Source organism: Azospirillum argentinense (genome assembly GCF_000632475.1).
Lineage (GTDB): Bacteria > Pseudomonadota > Alphaproteobacteria > Azospirillales > Azospirillaceae > Azospirillum > Azospirillum baldaniorum.
The window spans coordinates 83,504-105,637 of sequence record NZ_CP007797.1 but is presented as its reverse complement, the minus strand read 5'-3'; the positions used below and the strand labels follow the sequence as shown (position 1 = coordinate 105,637).

General features: G+C 70.2%; 17 protein-coding genes. 10 read left to right on the top strand and 7 right to left on the bottom strand.

What is annotated here, in order from left to right; translation table 11 throughout:
* Positions 1–72: 72 nt before the first annotated feature.
* The 3 genes from ABAZ39_RS29745 to ABAZ39_RS29735 form a co-directional block, all read right to left on the bottom strand.
* Positions 73–1,032: a LysR family transcriptional regulator gene (locus tag ABAZ39_RS29745; RefSeq protein WP_014199620.1), complete on the bottom strand. Its 960-nt coding sequence runs from the start codon at positions 1,030–1,032 to the stop codon at positions 73–75.
* A 112-nt stretch (positions 1,033–1,144) separates the two neighbouring features.
* Positions 1,145–2,845: an acyl-CoA dehydrogenase family protein gene (locus ABAZ39_RS29740; RefSeq protein WP_040137915.1), complete on the bottom strand. Its 1,701-nt coding sequence runs from the start codon at positions 2,843–2,845 to the stop codon at positions 1,145–1,147.
* A gap of 42 nt (positions 2,846–2,887) precedes the next feature.
* Positions 2,888–5,569: a 2-oxoglutarate dehydrogenase E1 component gene (locus ABAZ39_RS29735; RefSeq protein WP_063922761.1), complete on the bottom strand. Its 2,682-nt coding sequence runs from the start codon at positions 5,567–5,569 to the stop codon at positions 2,888–2,890.
* Positions 5,570–5,958: 389 nt separating this feature from the next.
* On the opposite strand from ABAZ39_RS29735, the gene ABAZ39_RS29730 reads away from it, so the two are divergent.
* The 8 genes from ABAZ39_RS29730 to ABAZ39_RS29695 all read left to right on the top strand — a co-directional run bounded on the left by ABAZ39_RS29730 (position 5,959) and on the right by ABAZ39_RS29695 (position 15,646).
* Positions 5,959–7,044, top strand: a complete 1,086-nt coding sequence (locus tag ABAZ39_RS29730; RefSeq protein WP_040137914.1) for a TRAP transporter substrate-binding protein — start codon at positions 5,959–5,961, stop codon at positions 7,042–7,044.
* Between the two features lie 130 nt (positions 7,045–7,174).
* Positions 7,175–7,795 (top strand): TRAP transporter small permease subunit, encoded by a 621-nt coding sequence (locus tag ABAZ39_RS29725; protein ID WP_040138360.1) that lies wholly within the window; start codon positions 7,175–7,177, stop codon positions 7,793–7,795.
* A gap of 169 nt (positions 7,796–7,964) precedes the next feature.
* Positions 7,965–9,755, top strand: a complete 1,791-nt coding sequence (locus ABAZ39_RS29720) for a TRAP transporter large permease (protein WP_040138359.1) — start codon at positions 7,965–7,967, stop codon at positions 9,753–9,755.
* Positions 9,756–9,780: 25 nt separating this feature from the next.
* Positions 9,781–10,764 (top strand): ketopantoate reductase family protein, encoded by a 984-nt coding sequence (locus tag ABAZ39_RS29715; protein ID WP_040137913.1) that lies wholly within the window; start codon positions 9,781–9,783, stop codon positions 10,762–10,764.
* A gap of 153 nt (positions 10,765–10,917) precedes the next feature.
* The gene (locus ABAZ39_RS29710) at positions 10,918–12,372 is read left to right on the top strand and encodes an aldehyde dehydrogenase family protein (RefSeq protein ID WP_040137912.1); all 1,455 of its coding nucleotides are present in this window, start codon (positions 10,918–10,920) and stop codon (positions 12,370–12,372) included.
* 29 nt (positions 12,373–12,401) lie between these two features.
* Positions 12,402–13,871, top strand: a complete 1,470-nt coding sequence (locus ABAZ39_RS29705; RefSeq protein ID WP_144243671.1) for an FAD-binding oxidoreductase — start codon at positions 12,402–12,404, stop codon at positions 13,869–13,871.
* 30 nt (positions 13,872–13,901) lie between these two features.
* Entirely contained in the window at positions 13,902–14,666 is a 765-nt protein-coding gene (locus ABAZ39_RS29700) for an electron transfer flavoprotein subunit beta/FixA family protein (RefSeq protein WP_040134474.1), read from the top strand.
* Between the two features lie 35 nt (positions 14,667–14,701).
* Complete coding sequence (locus ABAZ39_RS29695; protein ID WP_040137911.1) at positions 14,702–15,646, top strand: electron transfer flavoprotein subunit alpha/FixB family protein; 945 nt, start codon at positions 14,702–14,704, stop codon at positions 15,644–15,646.
* On the opposite strand, the gene ABAZ39_RS29690 is transcribed toward ABAZ39_RS29695, so the two are convergent.
* The 3 genes from ABAZ39_RS29690 to ABAZ39_RS29680 are packed head-to-tail and all read right to left on the bottom strand — an operon-like array spanning position 15,612 to position 18,183.
* Complete coding sequence (locus ABAZ39_RS29690; protein ID WP_040137910.1) at positions 15,612–16,085, bottom strand: SRPBCC family protein; 474 nt, start codon at positions 16,083–16,085, stop codon at positions 15,612–15,614. The two genes, ABAZ39_RS29695 and ABAZ39_RS29690, sit on opposite strands and share 35 nt — an antisense overlap.
* Before the next feature lie 12 nt (positions 16,086–16,097).
* Positions 16,098–16,934: a phosphoenolpyruvate hydrolase family protein gene (locus tag ABAZ39_RS29685; protein WP_040137909.1), complete on the bottom strand. Its 837-nt coding sequence runs from the start codon at positions 16,932–16,934 to the stop codon at positions 16,098–16,100.
* Positions 16,935–16,947: 13 nt separating this feature from the next.
* Complete coding sequence (locus ABAZ39_RS29680; protein ID WP_040137908.1) at positions 16,948–18,183, bottom strand: Tm-1-like ATP-binding domain-containing protein; 1,236 nt, start codon at positions 18,181–18,183, stop codon at positions 16,948–16,950.
* Between the two features lie 104 nt (positions 18,184–18,287).
* Here ABAZ39_RS29680 and ABAZ39_RS29675 point away from each other — a divergent pair, with 104 nt between their 5' ends.
* Positions 18,288–20,114: a phosphoenolpyruvate hydrolase family protein gene (locus ABAZ39_RS29675; RefSeq protein ID WP_160174880.1), complete on the top strand. Its 1,827-nt coding sequence runs from the start codon at positions 18,288–18,290 to the stop codon at positions 20,112–20,114.
* Here the strand turns inward: ABAZ39_RS29675 and ABAZ39_RS33565 are convergent.
* Positions 20,096–20,725, bottom strand: a complete 630-nt coding sequence (locus ABAZ39_RS33565; RefSeq protein WP_160174879.1) for a phosphoenolpyruvate hydrolase family protein — start codon at positions 20,723–20,725, stop codon at positions 20,096–20,098. The genes ABAZ39_RS29675 and ABAZ39_RS33565 overlap by 19 nt on opposite strands.
* A 172-nt stretch (positions 20,726–20,897) precedes the next feature.
* On the opposite strand from ABAZ39_RS33565, the gene ABAZ39_RS29665 reads away from it, so the two are divergent.
* Positions 20,898–22,127, top strand: coding sequence for an ABC transporter substrate-binding protein (locus ABAZ39_RS29665; RefSeq protein ID WP_040137907.1), 1,230 nt, complete (start codon positions 20,898–20,900; stop codon positions 22,125–22,127).
* Positions 22,128–22,134: the final 7 nt, after the last annotated feature.

Below are 22,134 nucleotides of genomic sequence, written 5' to 3'. Positions count from 1 at the left end.
GCCGCACCGGCCGTGCTATGGACCATCCGTCATAGCTGCTATCAGCCCGCACAGCCGGTTATGACCGTCGCGTCAGGGCGCGCTGTTCTCCCCGGCGCTGCCGGGGGCGACGACCTTGCCCTTCAGCACGCCGTTGGCGACGCATTTCGCCACCTCGGCGTGGATCAGCCGCAGCAGGGCGCGCGTCGCCTTCGACACCGGCTGGTGCAGCGGCGTCGCGGTGACGAGCATGGCGTGCATGTCCTTCGAGCTGATTTCGCGGGCGATCAGCCGACCCTGGCGCACCTCGCGGTGGACGGCGCCGAAGGGCAGGATGGTCGAGCCCATGCCCTCCTCCACCAACTGCTTGATGGCGGTGACGGAATCGATCTCCATGTCGACCTGCAGGTCGATGTCGGCCCGCCGCACCGCCGCGTCGACCACCCGGCGCAGGCCGTTCTCCAGCCCCGGCAGGACGAAGCGCAGGCCGCCCAGCGTCTCCACCTCGACCGGCCCGTCGTCCCCGGCCACCGCGTCCTTGGCGGGCTGGACGAGCAGCAGATTCTCGACGAGCAGCGGCGAGGACAGCATGCTGCGCCCGCGCCGGGCGTCGTAGAGCACGGCGAGGTCAAGCCGCCCGCCCTCGACCCATTCGAGCAGCGTGCCGCTGAACACCTCGTGGATGCGCAGCGTGGCGTCGGGGTAGTTTTCATGGAAACGGCGGGCCAGCGGCGCGCCCAGCGTGGCGCAGATCGACGGAGGGAGACCCAAAGTGACCGACCCGGTGAGCCGTTCCGACTGGTCCTGGATCTCCTCCTTGATCTCCGACAGCGCGCCCAGCAGATGGCGCACCACGTCGTAGAGCTTGCGCCCCTGCTGAGTCAGCGAGACGCCGCGGCCATGGCGGTAGAACAGGCTGGTGCGCAGCTCGTGCTCCAGCTTCTGGACCTGCCGGCTGAGCGCCGGCTGGGTGATGCCAAGCTTGACCGACGCCTTGGAAAAGCTGCCAAGGTCGGCCACCTGAACAAAGTAGCGCAGTTCCAGAAGTTCCATCGCGGGACAGGTCTCGTCGTTCGGCCTCCGCGTCGGATAGCGAATACGCCGGTATGACACAAGCGGAGTCCTGGCAGGTCAGTCCTGCCCGGTCCTCCGCCGTGTCTCGCGATCAATTGCGCCGGGTGAGCAGGCCGCGCGCCACAACCTGGGCCTGGATTTCCGCCGCCCCTTCGAAAATATTCAGAATACGGGCGTCGCACAGCACACGGCTGATCGGATACTCGACGGCGTAGCCGTTGCCGCCGTGGATCTGCACCGCGTTGTCGGCGTTCGACCAGGCGACGCGCGCGGCCAGCAGCTTAGCCATGCCGGCCTCGATGTCGCAGCGGCGGTCGCTGTCCTTCTCACGCGCGGCGAAATAGGTGAGCTGGCGGGCGATCATCGTCTCCACGGCCATCCAGGCGATCTTGCCGGCGACGCGCGGGAAGGCGGCGAGCGGGCGGCCGAACTGGACGCGCTCCTGGGCGTAGCGCAGGCCAAGCTCCATCGCGTTCTGCGCCACGCCGACGGCGCGGGCGGCGGTCTGCACGCGGGCGGATTCGAAGGTCGCCATCAGCTGCTTGAAGCCCTGGCCCTCGACGCCGCCCAGCAGGTTCTCGCGCGGCACGGCAAAGCCGTCGAAGCCGATTTCGTACTCCTTCATGCCGCGATAGCCGAGAACCGGGATCTCGCCGCCGCTCATGCCCTCGGCCGGGAAGGGGTCCGCCTCGGTGCCGCGCGGCTTCTCGGCCAGCAGCATCGACAGGCCCCGGTAGCCGGGGGCGTCCGGATCGGTGCGCACCAGCAGGGTCATCAGGTCGGAGCGGCTGCCGTGGGTGATCCAGGTCTTCGCCCCGGTGACGCGGTAGGTGTCGCCCTCCAGCACGGCGCGGGTGCGCAGGCTGCCCAGGTCGGAGCCGGTGTTGGGCTCGGTGAAGACGGCGGTCGGCAGGATTTCGCCGGACGCGAGGCGCGGCAGCCAGCGCGCCCGCTGCTCGGCGGTGCCGCCCAACCGGATCAGTTCGGCGGCGATCTCCGCGCGGGTGCCCAACGAGCCGACGCCGATGTAGCCGCGCGACAGCTCCTCCGTCACCACGCACATGGCGAGTTTGCCCATGCCGAGCCCGCCGTCCTCCTCCGGCACGGTCAGGCCGAAGACGCCCATCTCGGCCATCTGCTCGACGACCGGCATCGGGATCAGCTCGTCCTTGAGGTGCCACTCGTGGGCGTGCGGCTCCACCACGTCGGCGACGAAGCGGCGGAACTGCTCGCGCACCATGTCGAGCGCCTCATCCTCCAGCGCCACTTCGCCAAAGCCGCCGCCATGCAGCGCGTCGGCCAGCAGCTCGGCGATGCGCAGCCGCAGGGCGGAGGCGTTGCCGGCGGCGATCAGCCGGCGCACCGCGTCGGTGCGGAAGGCCGCCCGCTCCGCGTCGGCCAGCCCGAAATCGGCGGGGCGGACGATCTCGCCCTGGCTCATCGCCAGACCGCCGTCGAGCTGGGCCAGATACTCGCCGAAGGCGGCCTGGAGCATGCACGCCTCCAGCTCGCCCAGCCGGCCGGCGCGGTCCAGCCGCTCCGCCCAGCCCTGCATCTGGCGCAGCGCCTCGGCATAGGTCGCCACCCAGGCGAAGCCGTGCGCCGCCACCTGATGGCGGTCGAGAGCCGCCGCATCGACGCGCCCGCCCGGCGCCACCAGCGCGGCGACGCCGCGCTCGGCGGCCTCGGCCAGCCGCGCCACCGCGTCGAGCGCCGCCGCCGTGGTGGACAGCAGGTCGGGCAGAAGGTCGGAGAGCGGAAGCGGGCCGTTGGAGGTTGGGGTGGACGACATGGCGCGTTTCCTCGGTGCGTGTTGTTTTGGTGTTGTTTTGGTTCAATCCGCCGCGATCGTCTCGCGGGGCGGGAGGGACGCGGCGATCCCGGCGAAGGCCTGCTCGACCAGCCGGCGCTGGTCGGCTTCGTGGTCGCCGTGGAAGCTGCCGGCGGGCGACGCCGCCTCGTCGCGGGCCACGCAGGCGACGCGCGGTTCGGCGCAGCCGGCGGCCGCGCGCAGCGCTTCCAGACGGCGGTCCAGATAGGTCCAGGCGCCGAGATTGCACGGCTCCTCCTGCACCCAGACGCAGGACGCGCCCGGCCAGCGGCGGAACAGCGCCGACAGCGCGGCGTCGGGCAGAGGATACAGCATTTCCAGCCGGACCACCGCCACACCGTCGGCACCGGTTTCTGGCCCGCGCTCGGCCCGCTCGCGCTCCAGTTCGTAGGCCAGCTTGCCGCTGCACAGCAGGATGCGCTCGACCCGCGCCCCGGCGGTGGCGATCACCGGCTGGAAGGCGGTGCCCGGCGCGCAGTCGGCCAGCGTCGACACGGCGGCGGGCAGGCGCAGCAGCGTCTTCGGGCTCAGCACCACCAGCGGCTTGCGGTCGCGGCGCAGCATCTGCCGGCGCAGCAGGTGGAAGTAGTTGGCCGGGGTGGAAGGGTGGGCGACGCGGATGTTATCGCGCGCCGCCATCTGGAGGAAGCGCTCGGGCCGGGCGGAGGAGTGTTCCGGCCCCTGCCCTTCCAGCCCATGCGGCAGCAGGATGACGAGGCCGGAGGGCTGGCGCCACTTGTCCTCGGCGCTGACGATGAACTGGTCGATCATGATCTGCGCGCCGTTGGCGAAGTCGCCGAACTGCGCCTCCCAGATCACCAGCGCGTCGGGCCGCTCCAGGCTGTAGCCGTACTCGAAGCCGAGGACGGCGTATTCCGACAGCGGGCTGTTGACCACGTCGAACCGCGCCTGTTCCACACCCAGGTGATTCAGGCTGACATGGCGGCGCCCGGTGACGGTGTCGGTCAGCGCGAAGTGGCGGTGCGAGAAGGCGCCGCGCACCACGTCCTGGCCGGTCAGCCGCACCGGCGTGCCCTCGGCCAGCAGCGTGGCGAAGGCCAGCGCCTCGCCGGTCGCCCAGTCCATCGGCTCCTCGGCGCGGCGGCGGATGACGCGCTCCACCTTGCGGTCCACGGCGAGCCCGTCGGGAATGGCGGCCAGCGCCGCCAGCAGCCCGCGCAGCCGGTCGTCGGCGATGCCGGTGTCCGGTTCGGCGGGAAGCGTGCCGGCCGGCGCGAAGGGCGCCCAGCGCCCGCCGGGGAAGCCGTCGTGGTTCGGCCGGTGGTCGGAGGCCGCGGCCAGCGCCTCCTGGAAGCGGGTCTTGTGCCCGGTGGCCAGCGCCTCCGCCTCTTCGGGACCGACCAGCCCGTCGGCGGCCAGCCGCTGCGCGTAGAGCGCGCGGGCCGGCGGGTGGGCGTCGATCGCCTTGTAGTCGAGCGGCTGGGTGAAGCGTGGCTCGTCGATCTCGTTGTGGCCGTTGCGGCGGTAGCCGACAAGATCGATCACCGCGTCGCGCCCGTGCGCCTGCCGGAAGGCCACGGCAAGGTCGGCGGCGCGCAGCGCGGCGTCGGGGTCGTCGGCGTTGACGTGCAGGATGGGGCTGTCCACCGCCTTCCACAGACCGGTGCAGTGGAGCGAGGTCCGCGCCTCCTCCCGCTCGGTGGTGAAGCCGATCTGGTTGTTGACGATGACGTGGATGGTGCCGGCGACGGTGAAGCCGGGCACGCCGGACAGTTGCAGCGCCTCCGTCACGCTGCCCTGGCCGATCACGCTGGCGTCGGTGTGCAGCAGCACGCAGAGGACCCGCCTGGCCTCGCCGCCCTGGTCACGCTCCAGGTCCTGGCGGGCCCGCGCGCGGCCCAGCGTGACCGGGTTGATCGCCTCCAGGTGCGACGGGTTGGGCGACAGGGTCAGGGCCAGCGACCGCTCGCCGAAGGAGAGGGTGCTCTCCACCCCCATGTGATAGGGCACGTCGGCGGGGACCGGCGGGTCGGCCAGGAAGGGGTGCATGCCCTTGATGCCGGCGAACAGCTCGACCAGCGGCTTGCCCAGCGCGTTGGCCATCAGGCTGAGCCGGCCGCGGTGCATGGTCCCGACTTGGACCTCGGTGACGCCCACCGCCGCCGCCGCCGCGAGGATGCGGTCGAGCAGCGGGATCAGCGTCTCCATGCCCTCCGCCCCGAAGCGCTTCTTGGTCGGATAGCGGACGCCGAGCAGCCGTTCGAACTCCTCCGCCGCGGTCAGCAGCGCCAGGGCGCGGCGGCGCGCCTCGGCCGGCGGGGCGGGCTCCGCCCCTTCATAGGCGTCGCGCAGCCAGGAGCGCAGGGCCGGATCATCGATGTGCGCGGTCTCCAGCGTCAGCGTGCCCTGATAGAGCCGGCGCAGGCGCGCGGTTTCAGTGTCCTCGGACACGGAGGATGCGGAGGGCGCGGCACGGCCCAACGGGTCGAGGGCGGCGGTGGCGTGGCCGCGCTGGCGGATCTCCTCCTGCCGCAGCGGAACCGTCGGATCGCCGGCCGGACCGCCCGGCGGTGCCCCGGCGGGAACGGCGCCCAGTTCGTCCAGGATCTGGAAGACGGCGCGCCAGCTCACGTCCACCGACGCGGGGTCCTCGCGGAAACGTTCCTGCAACGCTTCGAGATAGGCGGCTCCGGCGGCGTTGAGCGGAGAGGACAGCCTAGACATGGCGCACACCGTTCATGCGATTGAACATCCGTCGGTTTGATGGCGGTCGGAGACCAGTTGCCCCCAGCTTATCGACCCATCGCGCGGCGCGGAGCGCATGGCGTGCCTGTAGCAGATATTCATTGCGGGCATAGCAAACCGTCCGCGCCCGCACCGTTTGGGGCGGGCCGCCGCGGGTTTCGGGTGAAACCGTTCGTGTCGCTGATGGCTTGCCGCGCTTATGGCTGATATGCCGGCAATACGCATTCCGCTGTGCGGCCGCCTGATCCACTGTCAGGGTCACCACACTCTCCCCGGCCATCCACCGGGGGCCAAGCGCCTCGGGCCGGCATCGCCTCGTCCGGGCAACAAAAATCTCGGCCACAAAAATTCTCGGGAGGAAGATCCACATGAAGCGCCGTCAATTCTTCAAGGGTGCCGCCGTCGTTGCCGGCGCCTCCACCCTCGCCGCCCCGGCCATCGCCCAGTCGGAGCCGACGATCCGCTGGCGCTGCGTGTCCAGCTTCCCGAAGAACATCGAAGTGCTCTACGGCAGCGCCGAGGTCATGGCGAAGAACATCGCCGAGGCCACCGACGGCAAGTTCCAGATCCAGGTCTTCGCCGCCGGCGAGCTGGTCCCGGCGCTGCAGGCGCTCGACGCCGCCAGCAACGACACGGTGGAGATGGCCCACACCGCGTCCTACTACTATGTCGGCAAGGACCCGAGCTTCGCCTTCGGCTGCTGCCTGCCCTTCGGCCTGAATACCCGCCAGCAGAACGCCTGGTTCTACCACGGCGAGGGCGGCAAGCTGCTGGAGGAGTTCTACGCCGGCCACAATCTGAAGGCGCTCGCCGGCGGCAACACCGGCGCCCAGATGGGCGGCTGGTTCCGCAAGGAGATCAAGAGCGCCGAGGACCTGAAGGGGCTGAAGTTCCGCATCTCCGGCCTGGGCGGCCAGATCCTGTCCAAGCTGGGCGTCGTGCCGCAGCAGGTCAGCGGCGGCGACATCTACCCGGCGCTGGAGCGCGGCACCATCGACGCCGCCGAGTTCAACGGCCCGCATGACGACGAGAAGCTCGGCCTCTACAAGATCGCGCCGAACTACTATTACCCGGGCTGGTGGGACGGCACCTCGCTCCAGCATTTCTTCATCAACACGAACCGCTGGAACAGCCTGCCCAAGCATTACCAGGCGGCGCTGACTTCGGCGGCGGCGCTCGCCAACGTCGACAGCGTGGCGCGCTACGACGTGCTCAACCCGGCGGCGCTCAAGCGCGTGGTGGAGAAGGGTGCCAAGCTGCGCGCCTTCCCGCAGGACGTGCTGCAGGCCAGCCACAAGGCGGCCATGGAGCTTTACGACGAGTTGTCGGACAAGAACCCGACCTTCAAGAAGTTCTACGAGAGCTACCGCCGCTTCCAGACGGACTCGAACCTGTGGAACCAGGCGTCGGAATACGCCTACGACAGCGCCACCCTGCGTCTCGCCCGGCGCTGATCCGGCACGTCCTCAACCATGACCGGGGGGCGGGGCCACCGTCCTCCGGCCGTGGCATTGTCGCGCCGAGCGCGACCGGCTTTTTCGGGAGGGCCTGCCCACCATGCCGAGCCCCAACGCTTCCCCTTTCATGACGGCCCTGGTCGGGGCCTGCCGGCTGGTCGACGCGGTCACCGCGCGGCTGGGCAAGGCGATATCCTGGCTGATCGTGCTGGCGATCCTGGTGTCGGCCGTCAACGCGGTCGTCCGCAAGATGTTCGACATCAGCTCGAATTCGTGGCTCGAACTGCAATGGGTGCTGTTCGCCGCCGTGTTCCTGCTCTGCTCCCCCTGGACGCTGAAGGAGGACGAGCACATCCGCATCGACATCGTGAACGCGCAACTCGGCAAGCGCGCCCGCGACACCATCGACCTGTTCGGCCATCTGACCTTCCTGCTGCCCTTCAGCTTCGTGATGATGGTCACCTCCTGGCCCTTCGCCATCGCCTCCTACGCGATCGAGGAGCAGTCGATGAACGCCGGCGGCCTGCCGCAATGGCCGGCGAAGATGCTGATTCCGCTGGGCTTCACCGTGCTGTTCATCCAGGGCCTGTCCGAGCTGGCCAAGCGCGCCGCGATCATGTCCGGCCATCTGGAGGACGACAACCACCGCGCCGGCGGCCATCAGGCGGCGGCCGAGGCCGAGGCGGAACGGCTGCTGGCGGCCGAACGCGAGCGCACCACCCACCCCGACACCCTTCCCAGCCGGTGACCGCGCGATGAGCACGACCTCCCCCACCCCTTCGCCGCGCGCCGTCCGGCTGTCCGTCATCTCCCTGGTGCTGCTGGCGGTGGTCGCCGTGGCGCTCTACGTGCTGCCGGTGCCCGGCGCCGCGGCGCTGGCCGAACAGGACGGCTGGCGCGGCTGGTTCGGCCACAACATGGCGCCGATCATGTTCGCCACGCTGGTCGGCATGCTGCTGCTGGGCTATCCGGTGGCCTTCGCGCTGGCCGCCAACGGGCTGCTGTTCGGTCTGATCGGCATCGAGATCGGGCTGTTCCGCCCCGACCTGTTCCAGGCGCTGCCCGAGCGCGTCTACGGCACGATGAACAACGACGTGCTGCTCGCCGTGCCCTTCTTCACCTTCATGGGTCTGGTGCTGGAGCGGTCCGGCATGGCCGAGGATCTGCTCGACACCATCGGGCAGCTGTTCGGCTCGATCCGCGGCGGTCTGGCCTACGCCGTCATCTTCGTTGGCGCGCTGCTCGCCGCGACGACGGGCGTGGTGGCCGCGTCGGTGATCTCGATGGGCCTGATCTCGTTGCCGATCATGCTGCGCTACGGCTACGACCGCCGCTTGGCGTCGGGCGTCATCGCGGCGTCGGGCACGCTGGCCCAGATCATCCCGCCGTCGCTGGTGCTGATCGTCATGGCCGACCAGCTCGGCCGCTCAGTCGGCGACATGTACGAGGCCGCCTTCATCCCCGGCCTGCTGCTGGCCGGCCTCTACGCCCTCTACGTCTTCGTCGTCTCGATGATCTGGCCCAAGGCCGCCCCCGGCCTGCCGCCGGAAGCCATCGCCCACCGCGAGCCGAACGGCGCGCGCGGCGTCTGGCAGCTCGGCCTGCTGGCCCTGTTCTCGGGCGCGGTCGCCACCTGGGTGATGGGCCGCACCGACGTGAAGTCCGGCGCCGACTACGTCGTGCTGATGCTGTCGGTGGCGGTGCTGGTCGCCTTCCTGGCGGCGGCCTTCAACCGCGGCTTCGGCGCGCAGCGCCTCGTCCTGCAGACCGTCGCCACGGCGGCGCTGACCGCGGCGGCGGCGTGGCTGACGGTCAACGAATGGACCACCCTGGCCCTGATCGGTGACTCCATCGCGGCGGGCGCGCTCTACGCCCTGGCTGTGGCGGTGGTGGAGCGGGCGACCGGCCGGCGCCTGATCTCCCGCATGGCCGAGCAGGCGACCTTCGTCATGGTGCCGCCGCTGGCGCTGATCTTCCTGGTGCTGGGCACCATCTTCATCGGCCTCGCCACCCCGACCGAGGGCGGCGCCATGGGTGCCGTCGGCGCGCTGGCGCTCGCGGCCATGAAGAAGCGCCTGAACTTCGACATGGTGCGGCAGGCCACCTATTCGACGGCCAAGCTGGCGGCCTTCGTGCTGTTCATCCTGATCGGCGCGCGGGTGTTCTCGCTGACCTTCTACGGCGTCAACGGCCACATCTGGGTCGAGGAGCTGATGGTCTCGCTGCCCGGCGGGCAGATGGGCTTCCTGATCGCCGTCAGCGTGATGGTCTTCCTGCTGGCCTTCTTCCTCGACTTCTTCGAGCTGGCCTTCATCGTCATCCCGCTGCTGGCCCCGGCAGCGGATCGTCTGGGCATCGATCTGGTGTGGTTCGGCGTCATCCTGGCGGTGAACATGCAGACCAGCTTCATGCACCCGCCCTTCGGCTTCTCGCTGTTCTTCCTGCGCTCGGTGGCGCCGAAGGTACCTTACATCGACCGCATCACGAAGAAGGAGACGGCCCCCGTCCTGACCAGCCAGATCTACTGGGGCGCGGTGCCCTTCGTTGTCATCCAGCTCGTCATGGTGGCCCTGGTGATCGCCTTCCCGCAGATGGTCATGCACTACAAGTCGACCGCCACCAAGCTCGACGACAAGCAGATCGAGGAGCAGTTCAAGGGCCTCGGCGGCGACCTCGACGACGACCTGCCGCCGCTGGAATTCAAGTAATCGGGACTGAGGAAGGGAGAGCGACATGCGCATCGCCATCGTTGGAGCCGGGGCCGTTGGCGGCGCGCTGGCCGGGTATCTCGCCGCCACGGGCCGGCACGAGCTGTCGCTGCTGGCCCGCGGCGCCCATCTCGCGGCGATCCGCGACGGCGGGCTGACCGTGCAGACCCCGAAGGGGACTCTGACCAGCCGCCCGCGGGCCAGCGATTCCGCCGAGGACCTCGGCCCGCAGGACGTGGTGATCGTCACGGTGAAGGGGCACGGCTTGCCGGCCCTGGCCGCGTCCTTCCCGGCGCTGTGCGGGCCGGACACGCTGGTGGTGGCGGCGCAGAACGGCATTCCCTGGTGGTACCTGTACGGCGCCGGGGACGGCGTGACGCCGGAGCCGCTGGAGGTCGTCGATCCCGGCGGCGCCATCTGGTCGGCCATCGGGCCGGAGCGGGTCGCCGCCTGCGTGATGGAGGTGCTGCCCGCCCGCATCGTCGGGCCGGGCGTGGTCGCCCACACCGCTATGCCGGTGCTGGCCTTCGGCGCCCCCCGGCCCGGCGATCACGCGGAGAAGCTGGCGGCCCTGGCCGACTCCTTCAACACGGCCGGCGCCACCGCCCGCCTGCCCGCCGACATCCGCGTGCCGCTGTGGAGCAAGCTGATGCTCAACATGGCGGTCGGCCCGACCAGCGTGCTGACCGGCGCCACCATGGGCGCCATGGAGCAGGCCCCTGGCATGGTCGCCGTCCAGGGCCGGCTGATGCGCGAATGCCTGAACGTCGCCCATGCTTGGGGCGTCGCCCTGCCCGACGACATCGACGAGCGGCTGAGCCGGGGCAGCGGCGTGCCCGGCCATAAGCCGTCGATGCTCCAGGATTTCGAGGCGGGGCGCAGCATGGAGATCGACCCCATCGTGACCACCGTCCTGGAGCTGGCCCGCCGCCGCGGCGTGCCGGTGCCGACCATCGAAACATTGTGGGCGCTGACCGCCCTGAAGGAGTGGGTGGCGCGCGCCGACTGAGCGCACTTGCCCCCACCCTAGCCCTCCCCCGCTGTCGCAGGGGAGGGGACTGCCGCCGCTTCGCCTAAGGCACCCTCTCCCGCAAAGCGGGGGAGGGCCGGGGTGGGGGCAAGGGCCAGCGCCACCAAAGAACGTCCCCGGAGAAAAAACGACATGTCCCCCGCTTCCGATCGCATCACCAACTTCATCGCAGGCTCCTGGCGTCCGGGCCGCGACCGGCTCGACATCTTCAACCCGTCGAATCTGGACGAACTGGCCGGTTCCTACTCGCTGGCCGGCGCCGACGACGTGGCGGAGGCCGTCGCCGCGGCGCGCGGCGCCCAGCCGCAATGGCGCGCCGCCACGGTGGAGCAGCGCTCGCTGGTGCTCGACGCCATCTCCCGCGCGCTGTTCGACCACAAGGACGAGCTGGCCCGCATCGCCGCGACCGAAGGCGGCAAGACCATCCCCGACGCGCTGGGCGAGATCACCCGCGCCGCCCACCTCGCCCGCTTCTTCGCCGCCGAGGCGCTGCGCGCGCCCGGCGAGACGCTGGGCTCGGTCCGGCCCGGCGTCGAGGTCGACGTGACGCGCGAGCCGGTCGGCGTCATCGGCCTCGTCACGCCGTGGAACTTCCCGGTCGCCACGCCGATGTGGAAGATCGCCCCAGCGCTGGCCTTCGGCAACGCGGTGATCTGGAAGCCATCGGAGAAGACCCCCGGCATCTCCATCGCCGTCACCCGCCTCATCGCGGAGGCGCTGGAGGCCCACGGCATGCCCAGCAGCCTGTTCAATCTGGTGATCGGCGCCGGCCCCAACGTCGGCGCCGCGGTGGCCAACGCGGTGGACGCCGTGTCCTTCACCGGCTCGGTCAACACCGGGCGGCGCATCGCCGTGCGCTGCGCGGAGCGGATGATCCGCGTCCAGCTCGAACTGGGCGGCCAGAACCCGCTGGTCGTGCTGGGCGACGCCGACCCGGAGCGCGCCGCCGAGATCGGCGTCAACAGCGCTTATTTCCACGCCGGTCAGCGCTGCACCGCCACCGGCCGCTTCATCGTCGAGGATTCCATCCACGACGCCTTCGTCACCGCGATGACGGAGCGGATGGCGGCGCTACGCGTCGGCCACGCCCTGCTGCCGGAGACGCAGATCGGCCCGGTCATCGACGAGTTCCAACTGACCAAGAACCTGCAATACATCGATACCGGCCTGAAGGAAGGCGCGCAGTTGGCCTCCGGCGGCGGGCGGCTGGACCGGCCGACGCGCGGCTGGTTCCTCGCCCCGACGCTGTTCACCGAGACCAGCAACGCCATGACCATCAACCAGGAGGAGGTGTTCGGCCCGGTCGCCAGCGTCATCCGCGTCAAGGATTACGAGGAAGCCCTGCATGTGGCCAACGACACCGACTACGGCCTGTCGTCGGGCATCATCACCAACTCGATGAAGCACGCCCGCCACTTCCAGGCCAACATCCAGGCCGGCATGACCATGCTGAACCTGCCGACGGCCGGCGTCGACTACCACGTCCCCTTCGGCGGCCGGAAGATGTCGAGCTACGGCCCGCGCGAGCAGGGACGCTCCGCCATCGAGTTCTACACCATCATCAAGACGGCCTATCGCGCGCTGTGACGCGGAACCGAAGCCCAGGGAGAGCCTCCTTGTCCAAAGACATCCCGACGTCCAACGACACCCTGACCACCGGGCGGCCGGACTTCGCGACGGCCGTGCTCGCCCCCATCCACGCCATCGTCGGCGACCGCGGGCTGATCACCGATCCCGGCACCATGCAGCCCTTCATGGAGTCCTGGCGCGACGGCTGGGTCGGCCGCTCCCCCGCCGTGGTTCTGCCCGACAGCACCGAGGCGCTGGCCGCGGTGGTGCGCATCTGCGCCGAGACGCGCACCCCCATCGTGCCCCAGGGCGGCAACACCGGCCTGACCGGGGCCAGCCAGCCGCACGCCGACGGGTCGGAGATCGTCCTCTCGACCAACCGGCTCAACCGCATCCGCGAGATCGACATCGACAACGACACGATGACGGTGGAGGCCGGCTGCATCCTCGCCAACATCCAGAACGCGGCGCGCGACATCGGCCGGCTGTTCCCGATGAGCCTCGCCGCCGAGGGCTCCTGCCAGATCGGCGGCAACATCGCGACCAACGCCGGCGGCGTCCAGGTCGTGCGCTACGGCAACATGCGCAACCTCGTCGCCGGGCTGGAGGTGGTGCTGCCCGACGGGCGGATCTGGGACGGGCTGCGCGGGCTGCGCAAGGACAACGCCGGCTACGACATGAAGCAGATCTTCATCGGGTCGGAAGGCACGCTGGGCATCGTCACCGCCGCGGTGCTGAAGCTGTCGCCGCTGCCGCGCGCCACCGCCACGGCGCTGGTCGCGGTGTCGGCGCCCAGCGACGCCGTCGATCTGCTGACCCGCGCCAAGGGCGTGGCCGGCGACCGCATCATCACCTTCGAGCTGATCCAGCGCGACTGCATCGACGTCGCCCGCCGCCACGTGCCGGACGTGCCCGATCCCCTGCGCGACCGCTATCCGTGGTACGTGCTGGTCGAGCTGGCCGACCAGGACGGCGGCAACCGCCTGATGGAGATGCTGGAAGGCATCCTTGAAGCCGGAATGGAGGCCGGCGAGGTGCTGGACGGCGTCGTCGCCGCCTCCAAGGCCCAGGCCGATTCGCTGTGGCGCATCCGCGAGGGCATCCCGGAGGGCCAGAAGCGCGAAGGCGTGTCCTTCAAGCACGACGTGTCGGTGCCGATTTCCCGCGTGGCGCGCTTCCTCGACCGCGCCAACGCGGCGCTGGAGCGGGAGTGTCCGGGCATCCGCCCCTTCGCCTTCGGCCATCTCGGCGACGGCAACATCCACTTCAACCCGATCCAGGCGGAGGGCGGCGACCCGGCCGAATGGAAGGCGAAGCTGGCGACGGTCAACGCCATCGTCCACGACATCGTCGTCGAGCTCGGCGGTTCCATTTCCGCCGAGCACGGCATCGGACGGCTGCGCATCGACGAGATGCCGCGCTACAAGTCGGCGGTCGAGCTGGACATGATGGCGACGCTGAAGCGCGCCTTCGATCCGCACAACATCATGAATCCCGGCAAGATCCTGCGCACCTGAGCGCGGTTCCGCCAGTCAAGGATTGAACCCATGAAGGTCCTCGTCCCGGTCAAGCGGGTGGTCGATTACAACGTCAAGATCCGCGTCAAGGCGGACGGTTCCGGCGTTGAGACCGCCAACGTGAAGATGAGCATGAACCCCTTCGACGAGATCGCCGTCGAAGAGGCCGTCCGCCTCAAGGAAGCCGGCAAGGCGACCGAGGTCATCGTGGTCACCGTCGGCCCGACGGCCGCCCAGGAGACGCTGCGCACCGGCCTCGCCATGGGCGCCGACCGCGGCATCCTGGTGCAGACCGACGCCGAGACGCAGCCGCTGGCCGTCGCCAAGGTGCTCAAGGCGCTGGTCGACAAGGAAGGCCCCCATAAAGACGGGATTGGGCTGGTCATCCTCGGCAAGCAGGCGATCGACGACGACTGCAACCAGACCGGCCAGATGCTCGCCGCCCTGCTGGGCTGGCCGCAGGGCACCTTCGCCTCCAAGGTCGCGCCGGGCGACGGCTCGGTCACCGTGACCCGTGAGATCGACGGCGGGCTGGAGACGGTGCAGCTGACCCTGCCGGCCGTGGTCACCGCCGACCTGCGCCTCAACGAGCCGCGCTACGCCTCGCTGCCCAACATCATGAAGGCCAAGAAGAAGCCCATCGAGACGCTGGCCCCCGACGCGCTGGGTGTCGACGTGGCGCCGCGCCTGACCACGCTCAAGGTCGCCGAGCCGGCCAAGCGCAAGGCCGGCGTCAAGGTCGCCGACGTCGCCGCCCTGGTCGACAAGCTGAAGAACGAAGCCCGCGCGATCTGAAGGGCCAGCGTGCTCTGAAGGGAAAGTGATCTGACATGTCCATTCTCGTCATCGCCGAACACGACAACGCCGCGCTGAAGGCGGCCACGCTGAACGCGGTCAGCGCCGCCGCCAAGATCGGCGGAGAGATCCACGTGCTGGTCGCCGGCCAGGGTGCCCAGGCCGTCGCCGAGGCCGCCGCCAAGGTGGCCGGCGTGGCCAAGGTGCTGCTGGCCGACGACGCGGCCTACGCCCACCCGCTGCCGGAGAACGTTGCGCCGCTGGTCGTCGGGCTGGCCAAGGGCTACGGTCCCGAAAAGTATGAACATCTTCTGGCCGCCGCCTCGTCGGAGGGCAAGAACCTGCTGCCGCGGGTCGCCGCGCTGCTCGACGTCGCGGCGATCTCCGACATCACCGGGGTGGTCTCCGCCGACACGTTCGAGCGGCCGATCTACGCCGGCAACGCCATCGCCACGGTGAAGTCCGCCGACCCGATCAAGGTCGTCACGGTGCGCACCACCGCCTTCGAGGCGGCCGCCGCCACCGGCGGTTCGGCGACGGTCGAGAGCATCGCCGGGACGGGCGACGCCGGTTCGGCCAAGTTCGTCGGCCAGGAGCTGACCAAGTCGGAGCGTCCGGAGCTGACCCAGGCCAAGATCGTGGTGTCGGGCGGGCGCGGCATGCAGTCGGGCGAGAACTTCAAGCTGCTGGAAGCGCTGGCCGACAAGCTCGGTGCGGCGGTCGGCGCCAGCCGGGCGGCGGTGGACGCCGGTTTCGTGCCGAACGACTACCAGGTCGGCCAGACCGGCAAGATCGTGGCGCCCGAGCTGTACATCGCCGTCGGCATCTCCGGTGCCATCCAGCACCTCGCCGGCATGAAGGACAGCAAGGTCATCGTCGCGATCAACAAGGACGAGGAGGCGCCGATCTTCCAGGTCGCCGACTACGGCCTCGTCGCCGACCTGTTCAAGGCGGTGCCGGAGCTGGAGCAGGCGCTGTAACGCCGGCGCCGCACAGCGCCGCCAGCGCCCGGAACCCGGCGGCGAAGGTGTTCCGGCCGACCTGTTCGCGCAGCGTGGGCAGGTCCTCGGGCCGGCACTCGAAGTCGGCCCACCATTCGCCGAAGGTCCGGTTGCCCTCCGTCACCTCGGTCAGGCGGAAGGTCGCGACGTAGTCGGTGAGCGGCAGCGGGGATTCCAGGATCGTGTAGGTGTAGGAGCGCTCGCGGTCGCTGAAGGACACCAGCTGTTCGCGCAGCCGGCCGCCGGGCGTGAGCCCGAAATTGCGGACGCAGCCGACCGTGTCGCTGCGCAGCCCGTCCTCGATGTGGCTGTCCGCGATGATGGGATGCCAAGTGTGGTGGCCGTTGAAATCCCGTGCCTTGTCCCAGACCTGCCCGACGGGCGCGTCGATGACGGCGCTGACATAGACCCGTGCCATGCGTTCCCCCCTTCAGCGTTGCTTGGTGATGGCCTTGAAGCGGCGCGTCTGCTCGGTCAGCGCGGTTTCCGTCGGCAAGCGTTCCATGCTGGACGCCCCGTAGAAGCCGTGGCAGACGGTGCACGCGCCGAGAACGAAGGAGGCGTCCTCCGGCGTGGCGATCGGGCCGCCGTGGCACAGCACGATCACGTCCTTGCGCACCCGCAGGGCCGCCTCCGCCCAGGCGTCGATCTTCGGCACGCAATCCTTCAGCGACAGCGCCGTTTCCGCCCCGATGCTGCCGCCGGTGGTCAGGCCGAGGTGGCAGACGATGACGTCGGCCCCGGCCTCGGCCATCGCCACCGCCTCCCCTTCCGAGAAGACGTAGGGCGTGGTCAGCAGATCCAGCTCATGGGCGGCACGGATCATATCCACCTCCAGCCCGTAGCCCATGCCGGTCTCCTCCAGGTTGGCCCGGAAGACGCCGTCGATCAGCCCCACGGTCGGAAAGTTCTGCACGCCCGAAAAGCCCAGATCGGCCAGCCGCCGCAGGAACTGGTCCTGGATCATGAAGGGATCGGTGCCGTTGACGCCGGCCAGCACGGGGGTGTGTCGCACCACCGGCAGCACCTCGCGCGCCATGTCGACGACGATCTCGTTGGCGTTGCCGTATGCGAGCAGCCCGGCCAGCGAGCCGCGCCCGGCCATGCGGTAGCGGCCGGAGTTGTAGATGACGATCAGGTCGATCCCGCCCGCCTCCTCGCATTTGGCGGACAGCCCGGTTCCGGCGCCACCGCCGACGATGGGTTCGCCGCGGGCCATCATGCCGCGGAACCGGTCGAGGATCTGTTGACGGGGAATGCGGGGCATCGTCGAAGGCTCCTTATGGCGTCGTGCCGTGGCCGGCCGCGGCGATGTCCCGGAAGGCCCGGACGAGCGCGGCGGCGAAGGCGGGGTCGTTGATGTTGTGGGGAAGGCGGATCAGCCGGCGCGCGTCCGTCTGCTCGACGGTGCGCTCCAGCGCATCGAACAGCGCGTCGTCCGCTTCGGGATCGTGGAAGGGCTGGCCCGGCGCGTCGAGCACCGACACACCCCCTTCGGGGATGAGGAAGCGCACCGGCCCGGTGAAGGCGTTCAGCTTGCGGCCGATCCAGGCTCCCATCGCCCGGTTCTCCTCCGCCGTGGTGCGCATCAGCGTGACCTGCGGGTTGTGCACATAGAACAGCCGGTCGCGGTAGCGGTCGGGCACGGTCTCGCGCGGGCCGAAATTCACCATGTCCAGCGCCCCGCAGGAGCCGACATAGGGGATGCCGGCCCGCGCGATGGCGTCCAGCCGCTCCTCCCCGGCGCTGAAGACGCCGCCCATCAGCAGGTCGCAGACCTCGGTGGTCGTCACGTCCAGCACGCCCGCCAGCAAGCCCGAGGCGACGAGCTTCTCCATCGCCCGCCCGCCGGTGCCGGTGGCGTGGAAGACCAGACAGTCGTAGGCGGGGTCGAGCGCCTGGGACACCTGCGTGACGCAGGGCGTCGTCACGCCGAACATGGTGAGGCCCAGCGCCGGCTTGGTGTCCGTCTCGGGAACTGCCCGCGCCACCATGCCGGCCATCGCGTGGGCGGCGTTGCCCAGCACGCGGCGCGAAATCCGGTTCAGCCCGGCGACGTCGGTGACCGAGGCCATCATGCAGAGGTCCGTCTCGCCGACATAGGACGCAACGTTGCCCGACGCGATGGTGGACACGATCATCTTGGGCGTTCCCACGGGAAGCACCCGCATGCCCGGGGCGATGATCGCCGTGCCGCCGGAACCGCCCAGCCCGATCATGCCGGCGACGTCGGTGCGCCGCTCGACGAAGCGCCGGAACGCGTCGGCCATGCGCGACACGGCCAGCCCGCGGTCGTCGGTGCCCAGCACCGCTTCCGCCCCGTCGGGGTGGCAGGAGGCGACGTCCCGCGCCGAGACGTCGGCCGGGACGGCCGGCAGGCGGGTGCCCACATCGACCGTCACCGTGCGCAGCCCCTCCGCCGCGATCAGCCCCCGCACATAGTCCAACTCGATTCCCTTGGTGTCGTAGCAGCCGACGACATAGACCGTCGCCGCGCCTTGCTCCGCATCCGCCATGGCCGGGCTCCTCCCTTCGTCTTTTCCGGAAGTGTAGGCCGCCCGCCGAGGGTGCCAACCGGGGCGTTGCGGCGGAGCGGGTAATCTTGGGTATAATGATTGGCATGACCCATGAACGGACCCAGCTTCTGGATGATCTGCGGCGGGCCTGCGCGGGCCGGCACACGCTGCTGGTCGGCGCCGCCATCGGCGGCCTGCGCGGCCGGCACACGCTGCTGGTCGGCGCCGCCATCGGCACCGGCCTCGCCGCCCGCGCGGCGGCGCGCGGCGGCGCCGACTTCCTGCTGGCGCTGGCCGCGGGACGCTTCCGCACCATGGGGGCGTCGTCCATCGCCACCATGCTGGCGCTGCGCGACAGCAACGCCTTCGTCGCCGACTTCGCCTGCTCGGAGATCGTCGACGCGACGCCGATTCCGGTCTTCTTCGGCGCCTGCGCCTGGGGTCTCGCGGAGGAGGAGTTTTCTCCCTTCATGGAGCGGCTGCGCGGCTGGGGCTTTGCCGGGGTGGTGAATTTCCCGACCGTGTCGCATGTCGACGGGCGCTTCCGCGAGGCGCTGGAGCGCACCGGCCTGGGCTTCGCGCGGGAGGTCCGCCTGCTGGAGGAGGCTCGGGCCGCCGGGCTGGCGACCGTCGGCTATTTCCGCCGCCGGGAGGAGGCGCTGGCGCTCGCCCAGGCGGGGGTAGACGTCTATTGCTTCAACATCGGCTGGAACGCCGGCGGCGCCGTGGGCGTGCCCAGCGGGGAGTCGGTGCTTCAGGTCGGCAACCGCGCCCGCGGCCACATCAAGGCGATCCGCACCGCCGACCCCGGCGCGCTGTGCGTGATCGAGGGCGGGCCGATCACCACCCCGCAGGAGATGCACGAGGCCTGCCGCGAGGCGCGCGCCGACGGCTACATCGGCGGCTCGACCATCGACCGCCTGCCCTCGGAAAGCTCGATGGAGGAGATGACCGCCGCCTTCAAGCTGGTCTCCACCCTGCAGCGGCGCATCGACCGGCTGGAACGCCGTCTCGACCAGACCGGCCAGGGGATGGGGCTGGTCGGCCGCACCGACGCGCTGGTGGAGGCGCGGGCGCGGCTGGAGCATCTCGGCGCCGACGGTGGACCGGTGTGGGTCGCCGGGCCGGACGGCAGCGGTCGGTCGTTGGTGGCCACTCTGCTGCACGGGCGCGGACCGCAGCGCCAGCGTCCGCCGATGACCGTCGATGCCCGCCATCTGGACGGCGGATGGCTGTTCGGAGCGGAGCCGGCGGACGGCGGACGCCGCCGCCTCGGCTGGGTCGAGGCCGCCAACGGGACGACGCTGGTGATCGAGAACGCGGAGGAACTGGCGCCCGGCACGCAGGCCGAGCTTGCCGCCTTCCTGGAGCGCGGCAGCTTCCGCCGCCAAGGCGGCCAGGACAGCCTGCGCTCCAACGCGCGGATCATCCTGATCGGAACGGCGGGCCTGGAGGCCGCGGCCGGCGCCGGGACGCTCGTGCCCGACCTGGCCCGCCGCCTCGCCCGACGCGACATCGACCTGCCGCCGCTGAGCGAGCGGCTGGACGACATTCCACTGCTGGTCGAGCATTTCGCGGCGGCGCTGCGCCCGTCAGCGGGTCCGGTGCGCCTGTCGCCGCGGGCGTTCCGGCTGCTCATCGCCCATGACTGGCCGGGCAACCTCCGCGAACTCCGCGCCGTGGTGGAGCAGGCGCTGGACGGCAGCGGCGATGTCATCGAGGCGGAAGCCCTGCCCGCCCTGGACGGCAAGCGCACGGGCCGCCCACGCCCCGACGCGCCCGGAGACCGGTCGCCTAAACAGTCGGAGCGGGACTGGATTCTCGACGGCCTGCGGCGGCACCGCTTCCGCCGGGGGGAGACGGCCCGTTTCCTCGGCCTGTCGCGCAAGACGCTCTACAACAAGATGCGCCACTACGGCCTGTTGGAGTGACCGGCGTCGGGCGGAAGCACCAGCCCGTCGGCCGCCCGCCTCATGACGTCATGATGGTCCTCGAAGCCGGCCGGCCGATAGAGGAGGACGGGACCGCCGCCCTCTCCACGCAGTTCGGCGGCGACCGCGGCGGCGTTCGCGACCGCCTCGGCGTCGCGTAACGGATCGCCGGTCGCGGCGCCCGGATGCACGACGAGGCGCCCCGCACCCGCCGCCCGCAGGCGCCGGCCGATGTCCGCGTCGGCGGCGAAGCCGGTGACGGCGAATCCCGCACAGGCGGCCTGCTCAAGGAACGACACCTCCCGCTCCGCACCGAGCCCGACGCCGCGCAGCGTCTCGCCGGTTTCCCCGTCGAACAGCGCGGTGGTGGGGAAATTGGCGACCGCCTGCACCCCGAACCGGCGCAGGGTTTCCAGGAACGGCCCCACCGGCCGGAAGGGGTCGACGGCCAGCACGCCGACGCACACCCCCTCCGGCACGCCATCCGGCGATTCGGCCAAGGCGGCGAACAGCCGCCCGTTGCTGTCCTGGATGGGAAGCAGGGCCAGATACTCGGCGCGGTCCACCGGATGCCCGCCGAAGGCCGGACAGAACAACCTCTCATTGGGCATTTCCGCCGAAGGACAGAGCGCAGAAACGATTTGTACGTCGAACCGACCTTTTTTCCCCATTTTACCCATGCTCCGGACCGCGCGCCGTTGTGGAATCGACCATGGGGCGGGACGGTATGGCAACGGGTTTCGGTGAAGGCTCGCCGGGACGACGCAAAACAGGGAGGAATCGATGAAGCGTCAGTTGGGCACCGCGCTGCTGTCCGGGACCGCGCTGCTGCTCGCCACCATGCTGCCGGCGGCGGCGCAGCAAGGGGCCAGGATCTCGAACGACGTCGTCCGGATCGGGGTCATCACCGACCTGTCCGGGGCCTTCTCCGACCAGAGCGGCCGCGGCTCCATCGCCGCCGCGCAGATGGCGGTGGAGGATTTCGGCGGCACGGTGCTGGGCAAGCCCGTCGAGGTGCTGACGGCCGACCACCAGAACAAGGTGGATGTGGGCTCGGCCATCGTGCGCGAGTGGATCGACGCGCAGAACGTCGATCTCATCCAGGACGTGGCGAACTCCGGTCTGGCGCTGGCGGTGGCGGACATCGTCCACGACAAGAACCGCGTCGCCATCTTCAACGGCCCGTCCGTCACTCGCCTGACCGGCGACAAATGCACGCCCAACACCATCCACTACGCCTACGACGCCTACGCGCTGGCCAAGGGCACCGGGGCGCAGACGATCAAGCAGGGCGGCGACACCTGGTACTTCCTCACCGTCGATTTCGCCTTCGGCCACGGGCTGGAGGAGAACACGGCGAAGATCGTCCAGGAGAACGGCGGCAAGGTCCTGGGCGCCGTGCGCTTCCCGCTGAACAACCTCGATTTCGCCTCCTACGTCACGCAGGCGCAGGCGTCGGGGGCCAAGATCGTCGGCCTCGCCACCACCGGGATGGACGCGCGCAACGCCATCAAGGCCGCCTCCGAATTCGGCCTGACCCAGAGCGGCCAGCAGCTCGCCGGCCTCCTGCTGTTCGACACCGACGTCCACGCCCTGGGGCTGGAGGCGACGCAGGGGATGTACCTGACCACCGCCTTCTACTGGGACCGCGACGACGAGACCCGCGCCTTCTCCCGGCGTTTCCACGAGCGGGTGAAGATCATGCCGAACATGGGGCAGGCCGGGGTCTACTCCTCGACGCTCGCCTACCTCAAGGCCATAGAGGCCGCCGGCACCGACGAGGCCGGCCCGGTCATGGAAAAGCTGAAAAGCATGCGGATCAACGACGTGTTCGTGAAGGACGGCTGGGTGCGCGAGGACGGCCGCTTCATGCGCGAGATGTACCTGATGCAGGTGAAGAAGCCTTCGGAGTCCAAGTACCCCTGGGACTACTACACCCTGCGCGCCACGATCCCCGCGGAGGAGGCCTTCCGGCCGCTGTCGCAGAGCGACTGTCCCCTCGTGAAGAAGTGACGGGGAG

Coding starts and splice junctions, on each gene's coding strand:
- ABAZ39_RS29745 (WP_014199620.1), bottom strand. CDS start 1,032: ATGGAACTTCTGGAACTGCGCTACTTTGTTCAGGTGGCCGACCTTGGC.
- ABAZ39_RS29740 (WP_040137915.1), bottom strand. CDS start 2,845: ATGTCGTCCACCCCAACCTCCAACGGCCCGCTTCCGCTCTCCGACCTT.
- ABAZ39_RS29735 (WP_063922761.1), bottom strand. CDS start 5,569: ATGTCTAGGCTGTCCTCTCCGCTCAACGCCGCCGGAGCCGCCTATCTC.
- ABAZ39_RS29730 (WP_040137914.1), top strand. CDS start 5,959: ATGAAGCGCCGTCAATTCTTCAAGGGTGCCGCCGTCGTTGCCGGCGCC.
- ABAZ39_RS29725 (WP_040138360.1), top strand. CDS start 7,175: ATGACGGCCCTGGTCGGGGCCTGCCGGCTGGTCGACGCGGTCACCGCG.
- ABAZ39_RS29720 (WP_040138359.1), top strand. CDS start 7,965: ATGGCGCCGATCATGTTCGCCACGCTGGTCGGCATGCTGCTGCTGGGC.
- ABAZ39_RS29715 (WP_040137913.1), top strand. CDS start 9,781: ATGCGCATCGCCATCGTTGGAGCCGGGGCCGTTGGCGGCGCGCTGGCC.
- ABAZ39_RS29710 (WP_040137912.1), top strand. CDS start 10,918: ATGTCCCCCGCTTCCGATCGCATCACCAACTTCATCGCAGGCTCCTGG.
- ABAZ39_RS29700 (WP_040134474.1), top strand. CDS start 13,902: ATGAAGGTCCTCGTCCCGGTCAAGCGGGTGGTCGATTACAACGTCAAG.
- ABAZ39_RS29695 (WP_040137911.1), top strand. CDS start 14,702: ATGTCCATTCTCGTCATCGCCGAACACGACAACGCCGCGCTGAAGGCG.
- ABAZ39_RS29690 (WP_040137910.1), bottom strand. CDS start 16,085: ATGGCACGGGTCTATGTCAGCGCCGTCATCGACGCGCCCGTCGGGCAG.
- ABAZ39_RS29685 (WP_040137909.1), bottom strand. CDS start 16,934: ATGCCCCGCATTCCCCGTCAACAGATCCTCGACCGGTTCCGCGGCATG.
- ABAZ39_RS29680 (WP_040137908.1), bottom strand. CDS start 18,183: ATGGCGGATGCGGAGCAAGGCGCGGCGACGGTCTATGTCGTCGGCTGC.
- ABAZ39_RS29675 (WP_160174880.1), top strand. CDS start 18,288: ATGACCCATGAACGGACCCAGCTTCTGGATGATCTGCGGCGGGCCTGC.
- ABAZ39_RS33565 (WP_160174879.1), bottom strand. CDS start 20,725: ATGCCCAATGAGAGGTTGTTCTGTCCGGCCTTCGGCGGGCATCCGGTG.
- ABAZ39_RS29665 (WP_040137907.1), top strand. CDS start 20,898: ATGAAGCGTCAGTTGGGCACCGCGCTGCTGTCCGGGACCGCGCTGCTG.